General features: G+C 35.4%; 12 protein-coding genes. 5 read left to right on the forward strand and 7 right to left on the reverse strand.

From position 1 onward, the window contains the following. Positions 1-3 precede the first annotated feature (3 nt). A complete protein-coding gene (locus tag IPM14_01685) occupies positions 4-564 on the reverse strand; it encodes a hypothetical protein (GenBank protein MBK9096834.1) in 561 nt (186 codons plus the stop codon). A 405-nt stretch (positions 565-969) separates the two neighbouring features. On the opposite strand from IPM14_01685, the gene IPM14_01690 reads away from it, so the two are divergent. Together IPM14_01690 and IPM14_01695 are read left to right on the forward strand one after the other, a co-directional pair. Beyond that, complete coding sequence (locus tag IPM14_01690; protein MBK9096835.1) at positions 970-1,698, forward strand: hypothetical protein; 729 nt, start codon at positions 970-972, stop codon at positions 1,696-1,698. Between the two features lie 425 nt (positions 1,699-2,123). Then, the gene (locus tag IPM14_01695) at positions 2,124-2,813 is read left to right on the forward strand and encodes a hypothetical protein (GenBank protein MBK9096836.1); all 690 of its coding nucleotides are present in this window, start codon (positions 2,124-2,126) and stop codon (positions 2,811-2,813) included. A 21-nt stretch (positions 2,814-2,834) separates the two neighbouring features. Here the strand turns inward: IPM14_01695 and IPM14_01700 are convergent, their stop codons facing one another. The 6 genes from IPM14_01700 to IPM14_01725 all read right to left on the reverse strand — a co-directional run bounded on the left by IPM14_01700 (position 2,835) and on the right by IPM14_01725 (position 9,820). Next, positions 2,835-3,569: an HNH endonuclease gene (locus tag IPM14_01700; GenBank protein MBK9096837.1), complete on the reverse strand. Its 735-nt coding sequence runs from the start codon at positions 3,567-3,569 to the stop codon at positions 2,835-2,837. Positions 3,570-3,574: 5 nt separating this feature from the next. Then, a complete protein-coding gene (locus IPM14_01705; protein MBK9096838.1) occupies positions 3,575-4,525 on the reverse strand; it encodes a DUF4868 domain-containing protein in 951 nt (316 codons plus the stop codon). Beyond that, entirely contained in the window at positions 4,522-5,076 is a 555-nt protein-coding gene (locus tag IPM14_01710; protein MBK9096839.1) for a hypothetical protein, read from the reverse strand. The genes IPM14_01705 and IPM14_01710 overlap by 4 nt, the downstream gene beginning before the upstream one ends. A 116-nt stretch (positions 5,077-5,192) precedes the next feature. Next, positions 5,193-6,290 (reverse strand): site-specific DNA-methyltransferase, encoded by a 1,098-nt coding sequence (locus IPM14_01715; protein MBK9096840.1) that lies wholly within the window; start codon positions 6,288-6,290, stop codon positions 5,193-5,195. After that, complete coding sequence (locus IPM14_01720; protein MBK9096841.1) at positions 6,291-7,652, reverse strand: DNA double-strand break repair nuclease NurA; 1,362 nt, start codon at positions 7,650-7,652, stop codon at positions 6,291-6,293. After that, positions 7,652-9,820: a DUF87 domain-containing protein gene (locus IPM14_01725; GenBank protein MBK9096842.1), complete on the reverse strand. Its 2,169-nt coding sequence runs from the start codon at positions 9,818-9,820 to the stop codon at positions 7,652-7,654. The genes IPM14_01720 and IPM14_01725 overlap by 1 nt, the downstream gene beginning before the upstream one ends. Positions 9,821-10,444: 624 nt before the next feature. Here IPM14_01725 and IPM14_01730 point away from each other — a divergent pair. From IPM14_01730 to IPM14_01740, 3 genes are all read left to right on the forward strand, one after another. Beyond that, positions 10,445-13,030: an AAA family ATPase gene (locus IPM14_01730; protein ID MBK9096843.1), complete on the forward strand. Its 2,586-nt coding sequence runs from the start codon at positions 10,445-10,447 to the stop codon at positions 13,028-13,030. A 101-nt stretch (positions 13,031-13,131) separates the two neighbouring features. Next, positions 13,132-13,398: a DUF4242 domain-containing protein gene (locus IPM14_01735; protein ID MBK9096844.1), complete on the forward strand. Its 267-nt coding sequence runs from the start codon at positions 13,132-13,134 to the stop codon at positions 13,396-13,398. Between the two features lie 42 nt (positions 13,399-13,440). Further along, positions 13,441-14,235: an isoprenylcysteine carboxylmethyltransferase family protein gene (locus IPM14_01740; protein ID MBK9096845.1), complete on the forward strand. Its 795-nt coding sequence runs from the start codon at positions 13,441-13,443 to the stop codon at positions 14,233-14,235. Positions 14,236-14,243: the final 8 nt, after the last annotated feature.

Here is a 14,243-nt window from a genome sequence, read left to right on the forward strand (position 1 = left end):
AATTTAATTTTCCTTATATGAAAATTTCTCTTTTAAAGCTGCGATCATAACAGCTAAATCACCTTTTAATAATATACCCCAGCCAGATGATAACTTTGTCATAGATATCACCTCGATAGTACGAAACGGTACACCTTTCACCGTTGTTTCAATCCTGCAGAGTACGTGGCAGGTGTCCTCTCCCTCAAATATTTTTCCTAAAATTTCAGTTTCAGTGTTCTCCATACTTTCACTTAATCCTTTGGCTTGATCAGCGAACCTCATAAATCTTGCAAAAATCTCCTCGTCTGATAATGCTTCTGCCTGTTCTTTGTTGTTTACACTCCAAATCATTTTAAATGCTTTTTGAGATTCCTCTGCGTCAGGAATAACCTCCATGAAACCGCGAATTGAAGCCTTAGCCTCTGGGTGCATTAATGAAGCAATATAATTCCAATCTCCGGATTCCACCGCAGCCATATACTCTGATGCAATATTTTCTGGCAATTTTTCAGTCGTGGCTTGTGGATATATAAAAATACATAAAGAAATGTTTAAGATACTTTGTAACAGGAACTGTTTCATTCAATCACCTTGCTATTATTTTAATGTGAAAATATGAAAACAAAACAAAAAAGTTGTCATAGAAAAGTAAAAAAGATTGAACCCACACGATTATAACTGGCGAAGACTTGGAGTCTATGAAAGGAACACTGGCGGGAAACTTAAAATCTTACTTGTCCGGCGAATCCGGCAGTTGCCGGAGAAGACGGAATCCGGAATCTCCCGGTCCGTCATTCTGATCCGCCACTGGCGGAGAAGAATCTAAGACGGGAGTGCCGGCGAGAAAAAAACTTCGTAACATTTTTAGCAGTTAGAGAAATGCCGTTTTTAATTCCCATTCGAAATATTTTCGGAGGCGGTTAATAATAATCTTGAAAAATTGCTTGTAACATTACCAGGAATAGTAATATTATTACCGGTAGAATTATGAGTGATGTAGCAAGACAAATACTTTTAGAAATGAATAAAGCACTGGCCGAAAATTTAAGAGACCAGTTTATCGCTTTTCTCGATCAGACAGATCAAAAAGCATTCATTGCTATAGCGCAAAAAATTAATTGGAGTAAAGCAGCCGAGGCTTTCCAGATTGAGTTCGGCAAATTATGGAACAATATGGCCGTACCGAGGACAACGAAAAAAACCGATGATGTAAAAAATGATTTTGCCGACCTGGTACTGCAAAACATCAAACAAAAACTATTTTACGATTTATTCGTTCATCTAAAATCATTGGGCCCGGAGAAAGGATTGAAAGGTAAAGATATTAGTCTGGAACTGAACGAGTTTTTTTATTCCGCTATGTATGATTTATTCCTGGTGTTTGATTATCAGCATACACTTACTTCGTTAAGCAAGAATACTGATGCAAAATTTATGCTGCGGAAATTAGAGGATTTGAGAAAAAGGAGTCAGCGCGGGGGAAAGGTTACGGATGAAGAAAATCAAGCGTTAAACGAATTAAAAGTCTTTCAGAAAATTGATAAAGAACTGGAAAGAAGAGAAAGAGCAGGCCAGAGATGGAGTATAAGAGCCGCCTGTGATTATTTTGGAAATAATGAACTGGGTTACGGAGGAGATAGTAAAAATCAATCTGAGCTGGACAATTTCTATGCAAGGTATCAAATCTATAAACGTAAAAATAATCCAGCCAAATAAATCAAAAACCGTTGTCCAAAGGACTCCTTCGGAGAAACGGTTAATAAATTCATTCTAATCTTATTAACCCACGACTTAAGTCGTGGGCTAACGAAATCCATATCTGTAAAAACCATTTCAATGGTTTATATCTAAGAAAGAAAAATACTCATTGTCTTGTCATTCCGAACTCCGCCTGTCCCGTCTTGCGGGAATCCGGAATCTACGAAAAGAAAATTGGCGGGAAGCTTGATATCTTATTTGCAAGTTGTCATTCCTGCGGAAGCAGAAATCTATGAGGGAAATATCGGCGGGAAAGAAAGCGTTTTGTCCTGCTATTTGAAATTTTGCCGCGTACGATTTGATTTTACATACTAATGACATTTTAATATTCTATTTTTTATATTATCGCTTCCAGTCATTCACTTATTAAAGGATATCATACTTTGTTAGAGAAAGAAAAGCGCAGATACATAGTCCACTTTGTTGGTGATGTTTATAATGGAAAGCCAGATATTGAGTATATCGTTGCTGAAAGTGTAAGAGAAGCAGCAAAACTATTTTTCCTGAATTATGCAAAAGACTACGATTGCAGAATACAAGCAGATGAAGAAGTATTTTCTGCATCAGAACTTTTCCCCGAGAGAAACCTTATTCCTCTTGAGAAAGAGATTTTCAGATCAGGTTCAAAGCTAAATTTCGATAAACTGGATCAGCACTCAAAAGATATTTTGTTCGAAATCTATAAGCAATTTCCTGATTGGTTAGCTCTTGCTGAGAATGAGAAAGAATGGGAAGAAAGATTCACGATTGAGTGGCCGTCTCCTTATCCGGGAAATCCTACCATGTGGGTCTCGACAGCCTGGGGAGACTATGAAGATTTTGTAGTTGGCTTTGGTGGTGAACACAGACATATGCAGTATGATCACAAAGAGCTGGTAACTTTTGAAGGATGGGTGAAGAAGGCGAACGAATATCTTGAAAAGATTAAATCCGAAGAATTAATTTGTTATGAAACGGGAGGTTTTTGGGGTGGTACGGATTTAAACAATCTGGAATTTGTTAAAGAAATTTTGAATAAAGGCAAATTAAAAAAAGCATATTCCTGGCTTGGAACGTATAACTATCCAAAATAAGAATTATAACCAGGCGCAATTCTAGGAAAGGAATATTGGCGGAAAGCTTAGAATCTTGTCCGACTTCTTCAAATTATGTTTCATACAAAGTATGCGTACGTTTTCAGCAGTTAAACTCGTCCCACCTTTTGAGTAGGGAAGATCGTGATCAAAGTGTAAATTTTCTCTTGAGCCGCAGAGAACACACTGTCCTTTGTCTCTTGCCCAAACTTCCAGCTTGACTGTTGTGGGAATTAATCTTGAATGCGGAAGTGAAATTTCTTTTCTCTTTGTGATGAATTGAACAGGGGAGAGGTAAAACTTAAAAACATTTCTTACGCCTGTGTTTACAATTTTTGCGTCTACAAGATTGAAGAAACCTTTGTAACACCAAATACCGTCTTTTATTTTTTCATAGACTTTTATTTTGTGTGGCTCTTCTATTAATCTCATTTTGTAGGATTGAGCCGCAGTAAAAAATTTTCCATTCTCCGTTAATGTTCCTTTGGGTGTTGTTAAAGGTTGATCTACCTCTTTTGGTTCTTTAGCTAAGTTGCTTGGTGCATCGTGACCTTCATATATGAGAGTGTTTGTTGCTTTGTCCCACTCGTCTGCGTAAGGTGCGTTTTTACGCACAGACATTAGAAAGATCGAATACTCCGGCTTGATCTGAAAGTTCATTCCCTTTTGCACGTTTGCATTTTCTGCAGCAACTAATTCTGCATAAGAAATTATATCATCAACTTTAAATGTTGGTTTTGGGAAGAAGGATTTCATAAAAATTATAAAGTTTCCTTGCTATTGGCTGCATACTTTATATCAGTCAACTCGGATTTTAAATAATCATCATTTAAAACTTTAACTAATAACTTTGCTTGAGCTTTATTTAAAACAATAAATTTTTTATTCTTAATATTTACTTTCACACCGACATTATAATCTTTTATTATTTTGTAATAATCATTAAAGGTTTTCTCACTAAAGTACTTTTTTTGTTTGAGCTTATTAAGTTTTCGTATTGAATGTTTATCGTCGCCCAGCATATCCTTTAATTCCTCAAAATTCTCAACTAGGTTGATTTTTTTTATCTCTTCAAGTGTTTCACTTGCCGATTCTTGTAAGATTATGTCATATAGTAAAACGGTTTCAAATTTTTGTTTATTCTCAAAGATCAAAGTGTTTTCACAGCTTAATACATCAAAAGTACCATCCAGCGTAAGAACATCATCCTCTAATCTTCGAAATGCATTACCACTAAAAACCCAAGCTAAACTACCACCCGAGGTTATTACTTTAGAGGGAGTAATTTTCTTTAAAATGTAAATGTTTTTTTTTCGAATTCGTATTTTTATCCATATCGCCCAAATATTCTCATAGGATAATGTTTCATCATCATAATAATTATCTTCGTTTTCATCTATTTGATCAATTATAAAATTATAGAATGGAACCTCACTACTGGGGTATTGCCATATCACATCCCGATCTGGTAAAAGGGATGGGTTGTAGTTCTGGAGGATATAATCTTTGTTAATAAGAACTCTTTTTATTTTAGGATAAAATGTCTCAAGAATTTGTCTTGGCATATCCTTATGCATGCGACCCCCATAAACATTGCAGAATATCATTCCCGATTCGTACTTAAGCGGTTGATCCAAAATAAAAATTTCAACACTCGGAATTTCATTTTGTTCGAAAGATTCCAAGCTCTTTAAAAGGTTTTCTTTTGTCATTTTAAAATGTATATGTTTTTTGTTAGGTGGATAAAAAGTTGTTCTTGATCTATTTTCAATTCACTTTTATGTATTACTATTTTGGAATTATTCTTCTCGTCTGAAATTTTTGAAATGGAAAACCCCAAAAACGTTAAAGTAGGATTTGTTAAGATTAGGTTTGTTTTTATATAGATATGACCAAGAACATAAAATAGTGATATGGTTGAAACAATATTTTGCCAACTATCAAAGTTTAGGCCTACAAAAGGAAGTATATATGTTGCTAAATATGAAAGGTGCTCATCATGATTGTCTTGAATTTGAACCACAATAATTGGGATACTTGAGCTTTTTAATACTATACGGTAAAGGACGAAATATAAACTAATTGAAATTATTATTAGTAATAATAATGTGAATGAGATTTTGTTTTGTTGAAGGACAGCAGTCCATCCAACAAAATTGCCATCTTGATTTATAAAACTATCATCAAGATTTTGAAAAAATAAAATTAAATAGAGTGGCACATAGGAAATTATAAAAAGCAATATTTGTATCGTTTTACGCACAACTAAAACACTTTCCCTTTTTGTACATCAATAGTTCTTTCTTCGATTAATTCTACATAAGAAATTATATCATCAACTTTAAATGTGGTTTTTGGAAAGAAGGAATTCATGAATATTTAAGGAGTTAAAATGATGTCTATTTCACCGGATTTTTTCGTTTTGTTTCCAAATAGCTCTGTTTGAGTTTTCTTGCGAAAAGGTTTTCTTTTAATGTTTATCTGATGTCTGGGAAAATATTTTGTTAAAATTTCTTTTGTTGTACTTAGAGTAAAACTACGAGAATCTGTTCGTACATATATAACGCTATTTTTTTTCATCAATTTGGACGTTTGAAAAAACACATCATCTAAAAGCTTTCTATAGTTTGCTTTTGAAACAAATCGTCCCTTGTATTTATTCTTATTTGTTTTTGGCTTTAAATCATAGCCAAGAAGCCACAATCTTAACCACTGATCAACATGATAATCAGTTAATGACCAGTAGGGTGGAGAAGTAAATAATAGGTTAAACTTTTTATCTATACTTTTAAGAATTTTCGATGAATCACCCAAATGAACTTCATTATGATTTAAATTTAGCCTGCCTTTTTCATATCTCCACTCAACTCTTGATTTAATAAATTCATAAGGATTTATTTTGGGTGGATTGTTTAATTTGTGTTCTCTCCACCATTTAATAGAATAGTTGTCACCCATTGATTTCGTCATCATCATTTGATTAGAAAGACCTTCTCCGATTTTCCCGTGAAGATAAACAAGAAGAAAACTCATTAAAGTTCTATCAACTGGCGAAAATTTCCAATTTAATTCATTTCTAGCAGTAATTAAAAATGTTAATACCTCGCCACAAAAACACATTTTATAAAACTTTGGATATCCTTTTATTTCAGATCGGTTTTTATGAGATAATTTATAAATTGAATCTAATCTATTTATTACTCTGTTTTTGCTTGAAGGGTTAAGTTTAACCTTAGTATAAATCCAACCAAGAGGATTAATTTCAATTCCCACACTTTTTCTATTGAGTAAACTTGCAGCAATAATACTTGTACCACGACCGGAAAAAGGATCAAGTATAAAATCGCCCTCATTACTGTAATTATTAATGACTTTAAATGCGAACTTCATCGGAAACATTGCATAGTAAGGACCAAACCTAAGCCACCTTGACTCAGCAGAGCTACGACCGTTTAATATTTTAATATAATTCTGCATTTAATTTTTATTTCTGATTTCTCTGGCAATGTCTTCAAAGATTTTTTTACCCAGATTTAGTGGTATTGATGCTTCGGCGTGAGCAGATATCAATGGGATTACTGAATGAGGAAACCTACTTGATACTAATTGATCAAGAATACTCATAACGTCGGCAAGTCGAGGAAATTGATCCGGGGTTGCAGTACGTATATTTTGTTGATGAGAATTATAAAATGCAAGGCTAGGAACTATTCTATATCCGTTTGAAGTTTTATAAAAAAACTTCCTGCCAAAATATGTATCCTGACCATAGGTTTTATTACTTTCTGAAAAAATTATATTCTTTCGAATGTAATCCTCAAATAATAGTAAAGCAGTTTGGTGTGGGAATATATCCTTCTCCCCAGTATTTGAAATATCTATTTCTTCAAAATGATTAAAAAAGGTTCCTGTTTTCTCTATACCAATAATTATTAAATCTTGTCTGTTTATTTTATTAGCTACTTCATTTATTCGCTTTAGTTCATGAATAATAGACTTAGCTAACCAAGATGCAGTACTAAATGCAGCCAACGGTCCGTCTAAAAAAAAGGCTACTCTTTTAAGAGTCCCAATCCAATTAAGTTTTTCAAAAGATCTTAAAACATGTATTAATATAACTCTCTCTAATGCAGACATAATTTGCCCAAACATTTCTCCATTAGAACTTACGCTGCTCATAAGTTCATGAAGTCTTAATGCATCTGTTGAATACAATTTACCTTTGCAAACCGGACAAGTGTATTCTCCAAAATTATAAGTGTAGTCAGCATCGCAATCTTCATTTGGACATTTGGCCGGTCTTCCTCCGCTATCCTTTTCTATCTTTATCTTCAATAATTGTTCATATGTATTTAGAAGCGTTTCTGAACCATCAAACACAGAATAATTATTTAACTCCTCAAACAAGGTTTTTCGCATCGAAGCCTTTGCTGAACCCTCATCATCAATAATAACATTACATCCTGGAAAAACAGTATCTATGGTTGCGGCTTTTTCTGTTTCACGAAATTTTTTAGGATCAATAAATTCTTCTTTAGAATGAACTCTAATTTTATCTAAGAAGAGTAAAACTGAAGCAACAGTTATGTACCCAATGGTTGCGCCAGGAAACCCATTTTCAACTTTTACTTCTTGATAACTGCCATCAATTGCTAAAACCATATCTGGTTGAAAATCACTTGGCCTCACTTTTTCTTTTTCAATAATCTTTTCTTTTATATCTTTTTCTCTTGCATCTTTCTTTCTAACCCTTAGTCTATTTTGTAATGCTTTTACTTTGGGACTTTCTAATATTCTTCTTAGTGGTTCATAACCAGCAAATTCATTTTCAAAAGGCATTATTCCTCCGTTACATCAAATAATTTTATCTGTACCGGAATAACAAATGGATTACTTAATGTTTTAACTCTCAAAAATCCTTTGTCCTGTGCTCTTCTGATGGATGGTTCAAAATCTATAAAATCGTAGTATTTACACAATTCTTTAGTTTCGTCAGTATTGTTCAAATGTCCTATAAACCAATTTGCAGTATTTTTAAGAATGTTTCTTTGAATACTACTAACTTCTTGTGTTGCGTATACTAATCCAATTCTTAGTTTAGCACCCTCTTTTGCTGTTCGAACCCAAGTATCCTTTAAATCTAAATCTGAGCCTGCAGGAAGGATATTGTGTGCCTCTTCAATATATACAATTATTTCTGGAGGCACTTCTCCGTTTCTAAATCTCTCGAGATTTTTTTGAAATACTAAACCCATAACTCTATCAGCTGTAGACTTATTGAGGATTGGGTCACCAATTGATTGATCTATAATTACTAATTTCCCATTTATGAGGTCATTATAAATGTCTTCTGCGTAGTCGGAGGTTGTTGAGGGAGAATGATTATCACTTACTTTACCAATTTGTTTCGCACCATTTGGTCTGTATAACATTTCTAAAATTTTCAATAAATCTTGATCTGCCCAATTATCTCCTGACGAGCTTTGCCCAATATACCACCTGTCAAATGCTTGGTATTCAGCAGTTTTCATAAAGTCATATAGAATTTCAAATGCATTTGCTAAACTTGTCAAAGAGGGAGATGCGGATTGGAAAATCCTTGAAGCAGATTGGTACCTAGAAGCATTATTCGGATCACTAGTTGCATTTAACATTCCATTAAATCTCTCTTGAACATCACGCGCACGCGGCCTCCCCTCGAAAAGTTCATTAGCAAATAACCCTCGAGTTGAAACTTGAAGATTATTGGGAATGCTAAACTGTGCCTTAGCAAGTAATGCCCTATATGCTAGCACTTTACGATTATATCTTGTAATTGCGCTTCTGTCAGTCTCTTCTGGTTTATCAAATATTACTTGTTTGAAATTTTCAATAAACTTCGCTTCATCTCGTTTAAATGAATTGTCAATAATTTCTTTTCCGATTTGAAGATTTTCACCTAAATAAAAATTCAGGAGCATTAGTTTTCTGTCTAAGTCATTTGGATGATTCGAAATACCATATGTAACGACTTCATTGTCTTTGTACTTTTTTCTTTCTTCCTCATCCTCAGTTTGACATCTTATTTGCCAAATATTCTTAAGAGCATTGCTGTTATCCTGAACATTTTCATTTGCATATTCACCATTTGGATCAAACACAAGTTGCCCAATACGAAGAGCTTTTTCCTCTTTATTTATTGGGTATCGCAACTTATAAATTGCCTTGGCAATTATTTTTGTAGTGTTTGACTTTCCAGTTCTGGTCATTCCAAACAATGCAGTTTTTTGTGATAATAAATCTGCAGGGTACATTGAAACAGGCACATTACCAATAGCTTGATATTTTCGATTCGTAGAAGCATATCGTATATGACCTAATTCTACAGTTGAACGATTATTATATTTTTCCCAATGGTCTTGAATATTTTTAGGATCAACATAGCTTACTATTCTCTCGAGAGATTTCGCATTCGGCTTATAAACTTTTAGTCCTCGGTTTGGATAATAGTTAGAAATATCACTTCCAAACTTAATTTGTAAAGGAGCCTCTGGATTCGTTTCATCATCTTCAAGAAAAAAAATACCTATAATTCGACATTGAACAGCAGCATAACCTAAATATACTCTAGTTTTAGTATCCATCGCCCCATCTGAATCCCAATGTTTTTCTATCTCTCCACTGATTCTTTGTGCAGCTTCAACTCGTATCCTTTCTGCTTCAGCACTATTAGGTAATTGAGCAGCATCCATTACCCTTAGAAGAATAACCGATGTGTCTTCTTCCTTAAAATCATTTTCGATCGAAGGATTAACTCGTGTAGCAATTAAAAAACATAAACTGGGAATTCCACCAACATTCCTCCTTTCATTATCATGAATTTGAACTCTTGCAGTTTCGTAATTTATCGAGAATAATTCTCCTACATATTGGTTGGATTGTATTAGCTCAGAAAAAATCTTTTTAGTATCTACAAATTTTATCTTGGCTTGTTCTTCTTGGATAGACGATTTGAGATCTGTAGCCATTAATTTCATTCCTCTCAATTATGTTTATTAGTATACAAACTTAACCACTCCTTTTCATTTCATCAATAATTAATTTGTAATCCTTCGACCCTTCGATCCTTCGGCAAGCTCAGGTTAAGCTTACTCGGGGCAGGCAGGCTCAGGATGACAAGATGAAAAGCAAGAATTGAGACGCGAGAATTAAGACGGAAATTGTTTGACCTGTCCGGCGAAGCTTTAGCGAAGACGGATGGTAGATGGAAAACTAAAGAAGTAAGAAGCGAGACGAGAGATGAAAGACGAGTAGAACTTCGAAATTCAATATTCCTTGTTCGATGCCTGTCCGCCGAATAGGCGGATTGGATATTCTATTCGACGTCAGATTCCGGATCGGAGTTTACCCCGAAGAAAATCGAGGCCGGTATGACGAAACGTACAAATGATGAAGTTATAGTTCGGGATTAAAGATTGCTTCGTCGTTCTACTCCTCGCAATGACACGGTCATCCAGTATCAAAGATTGCTTCTCCCGGTGAAGTCGGGGCGCAATGACATCAGCATCCTGTTGCAATTCGCAACTTTTATTCTTTGTCAAATATTAATGTAGTCGCTATATTTAGAGAAAACCTGGACTAAGAATAAACTAATGACACTATTAGAACGAGAGGAATATCTGTCTGGATTAACCAGTCAATTCCGGAATGCTGTTTCCGGTAAAGGACAGGCAGCAGTGATTTGCGGTGATGCGGGTATAGGAAAAACGTCACTCGTGGAAACATTTACACAGCTTCAGGCAGATAAAGCAAAAATTTATTGGGGAGCCTGCGATGCTTTGTTCACTCCGCGTCCTCTTGCACCCTTATACGATATTGCCGGCAAGATGAAAAGCAAAATTATTGATAAGCTTGAACAGGAAGCACCGCGCCCGTCCATTTTTAATGAATTCCTTAATGAGATACACAAGGAAGAACCAAACATTATTGTAATAGAAGATGTGCACTGGGCTGATGAATCAACATTTGATTTTATAATATTTTTAGCAAAAAGAATTAATAAGTACAAAAGTCTTTTGATAATAACTTACCGGAATGATGAGATCGGTCCCACACACCCGTTAAGATTGTCTTTAAGCAACATCCCGACTAAATATTTAAAACGTTTCGAGCTCCCTCCTCTTTCAATTAATGCAGTAAATGATCTTGCAAAAAGTTTCGGCAGGGATGGAGGCTCAATATTTAAAAGGACCAGCGGCAATCCTTTCCTTATAACAGAATTATTAATGAACGACGAGGAAAACATTCCTGCAACAGTTAAAGATCTTATGATATTCCGGTTGAGCCGTTTATCTCCAGAGGCGCGTTCTGCTGTTGAAACTTTTTCAGTCATACCGGGTTCGGTTGATAAGTGGCTGATCAATCTTCTTATAAAAAATTATAATGTGATTGATGAAGCAGTTGATTCCGGGATCCTTAAAGTTGAAAATGATTCTGTGTCATTCAGGCATGAGCTGCTGCAAATTGCAGTTGAAGAATCATTATCAGAATCAAAAAGATTTGAAAAAAATACTGCTGTATTGAACATCCTGCTTGGTCAAAAAAACATCGCTCCATTTCTTGCCCGGATAATGCATCATGCAGCAAAGACGGCTAACACGGATGTTATTCTTAAGTATGCACCGCTTGCTGCAAAACAAGCCGCAAGGCTTGGTGCTCATGAGCAGGCATTAAAACATTATATGACTGCGCTTCAGTTTTCAGAGCATCTTTCTTCTAACGAACGGCTTGATATACTGGAAGGCTATGCTCATGAATGTTACCTTACAGCAAGAATTGAAGAAGGTATTCAGTCATGCAAATCGGCAATAGAAATTCTTAAAGATCATCATGATCCTATACGTGAAGGAGAGAATTTCAGAAGATTATCAAGATTATTATGGTACTATGGTAAAGATAAGAAAGGAGAAGAATATATATTAAAAGCCATTGAGACTCTTGAGAAATTTCCTCCAGGCAAGCAGCTTGCGATGTCATATAGCAATTTCTCCCAAATATATATGCTAAGGGAAAAAACAAGCGAAGCAGTTAAGTGGGGAGAAAAAGCAGTAGAGATCGCTAAAAGTATTAATGATGTTGAGATTGAAGCACACGCACTTAATAATATAGGCGCGTCAAAAATGTTTGCGTCTGATGATCCCGGAGAAAAATATCTCAGGAAAAGTCTTGAGCTTTCTCTTCAGAATGATTTGCATGAACATGTCTGCAGGGCTTATGTAAATCTTGGGACAGCCTATATGTACAAGAGGCATCTTTCTAAAGCTGACAAGTTTTTCTCAGATGCCGTTGACTATGCAAATGAAAAGGATATTAAACTTGCAAGCTTATGCGTTGCCGGGGAAGTAGCACAAATAAAATTACACATGGGCAACTGGGATGAAGCATTTGAAGTATCCTACGAAGTTTATGAGAATAAAAATGCACCGGTTATGGACAAACTATTACCTGTAACGGTAATCGGATTAATAAGAGCAAGAAGAAATGACCCCGGCGCATTTCAGCTTCTTGATGAAGCGGATGAAATGGTTTACGATACAGGCGAGCTGATGAAAATTGTCAAAGTTAAAGCCGCACGTGCTGAAGCCTTCTGGTTAAAGAACGAACTTCAGACCAATGTTGAGGAATTAATTACAGCATATGATCTGGTAAAAGTCAGCAATAATCCATGGGCAATTGGTGAGATAGCCTTCTGGTTATGGAAGGGAGGAAAACTTCAGAAGATACCGGAACCAATTGCAGAACCGTACTTATTGCAGATCGAAGGGAAATGGGCTGAAGCATCTGAACTATGGGAAAATTTAAAATGTCCGTATGAACAGGCACTTGCGCTATCAGATGGAAACGAAAAGACAATGAAAAAAGCAGTTGAGATATTTGAAAAGCTTGGTGCTTCGGCAGCATCTCAGCTTATAAAACAGAAGATGAGGAAATCGGGGATTAAAAATATTCCAAAAGGTCCGAGGAAATCGACAAAAGAAAATCCGTCGGGACTTACAGGCCGTCAGGTAGAAATACTTGAGCTGGTAGCAAACGGATTAAGTAATTCAGAGATCGGAAATAAATTATACATTTCTGCAAGAACAGTTGAAAATCATATCTCCACAATATTCTCCAAATTAAATATTCATACCCGCACTGAAGCAGCCGCACTGGTACATCAGAACCATATTAAAATATAAGCAGGCTCACAAAATAAATTAGGTAATTCTACTCATTTCTTTCTTCTCTCTTCATCCCATATTTACATCAGAAATTAACAACGGAAAAATAAGGTGACAGTATGCCGCGTTATTTAATTGAAAGAACTTTTATTGGGAATCTGAAGCTCCCTGCAAATGGTGAAAAAGATCGGGCGAGCTTTATCAACAATAATTTCGAATGCAATGTTACCTGGCTGTATTCTTTTGTGAGTGATGACAGGAAGAAGTCTTACTGCATATATGAAGCACTAACACCTGAAGCGGTACGCAAAGCAGCTGGAAGAAATAATATCCCGGTTGATAGGATTATCGAAGTGAATGTGCTCGATCCTTATATCTGTAAATAATCAGGCAGATGTTTTTCTTAAACAATATCTAATCAAAAATAAATGGAGGATATAATGCAAAATCAAAACAGAAGCGGTCTGGGCAAATTTCTTGCATTGGTTTATGGGGCGGTGAGCTATTTTATTTTTCTGGGAACTTTTCTTTATGCAATAGGATTTGTCGGAAACTTATTGGTTCCCAAATCAATTGATTCCGGAACCCAGGGCGGGACAGACAATGCTTGGCTGATAAATATTTTACTGCTTTCACTTTTTGCCGCTCAGCATAGTGTTATGGCAAGGCAGGGTTTTAAAAAGTGGTGGACAAAAATAGTTCCTAAATCAATTGAGAGAAGTACGTTTGTTTTGATCTCCAGTTTAGTGCTTATACTTCTTTTTTATTACTGGAGACCAATGACGGGCACAATATGGAATGTGGAAAATGAATTATTCGTACTGTTTATGAACACACTTTATTTTGCAGGCTGGTTTATTGTTCTGATCGGAACATTTCTCATAAATCATTTCAACCTTTTCGGACTTCAGCAGGTTTATTTGAATATGAAAAACAGTGAACCAAAACCGCCTCAGTTTGTAAAGCCTCTGTTCTATAAAGTTGTAAGACATCCGCTTATGCTTGGATTCATAATTGCTTTCTGGGCAACTCCTCATATGACAGCCGGGCATCTTCTTTTTGCATTAGCAACTACAGGATATATTCTTGTTGCAATCCAGCTCGAAGAACGCGATATGGTAAGATTCCATGGTGAAGAATATAAAAGATACCAGCAGGAAGTATCTCAGATAATTCCACTGCCGCCTAAAAAACAAGTTGGTGTGATAGAAAAGAATTATTAACCGGAGAG

Source organism: bacterium, assembly GCA_016716565.1.
Classification (GTDB): Bacteria; Bacteroidota; Ignavibacteria; order Ignavibacteriales; family Ignavibacteriaceae; genus IGN2.

Coding starts and splice junctions, on each gene's coding strand:
- IPM14_01685 (MBK9096834.1), bottom strand. CDS start 564: ATGAAACAGTTCCTGTTACAAAGTATCTTAAACATTTCTTTATGTATT.
- IPM14_01690 (MBK9096835.1), top strand. CDS start 970: ATGAGTGATGTAGCAAGACAAATACTTTTAGAAATGAATAAAGCACTG.
- IPM14_01700 (MBK9096837.1), bottom strand. CDS start 3,569: ATGAAATCCTTCTTCCCAAAACCAACATTTAAAGTTGATGATATAATT.
- IPM14_01705 (MBK9096838.1), bottom strand. CDS start 4,525: ATGACAAAAGAAAACCTTTTAAAGAGCTTGGAATCTTTCGAACAAAAT.
- IPM14_01715 (MBK9096840.1), bottom strand. CDS start 6,290: ATGCAGAATTATATTAAAATATTAAACGGTCGTAGCTCTGCTGAGTCA.
- IPM14_01720 (MBK9096841.1), bottom strand. CDS start 7,652: ATGCCTTTTGAAAATGAATTTGCTGGTTATGAACCACTAAGAAGAATA.
- IPM14_01725 (MBK9096842.1), bottom strand. CDS start 9,820: ATGGCTACAGATCTCAAATCGTCTATCCAAGAAGAACAAGCCAAGATA.
- IPM14_01730 (MBK9096843.1), top strand. CDS start 10,445: ATGACACTATTAGAACGAGAGGAATATCTGTCTGGATTAACCAGTCAA.
- IPM14_01735 (MBK9096844.1), top strand. CDS start 13,132: ATGCCGCGTTATTTAATTGAAAGAACTTTTATTGGGAATCTGAAGCTC.
- IPM14_01740 (MBK9096845.1), top strand. CDS start 13,441: ATGGAGGATATAATGCAAAATCAAAACAGAAGCGGTCTGGGCAAATTT.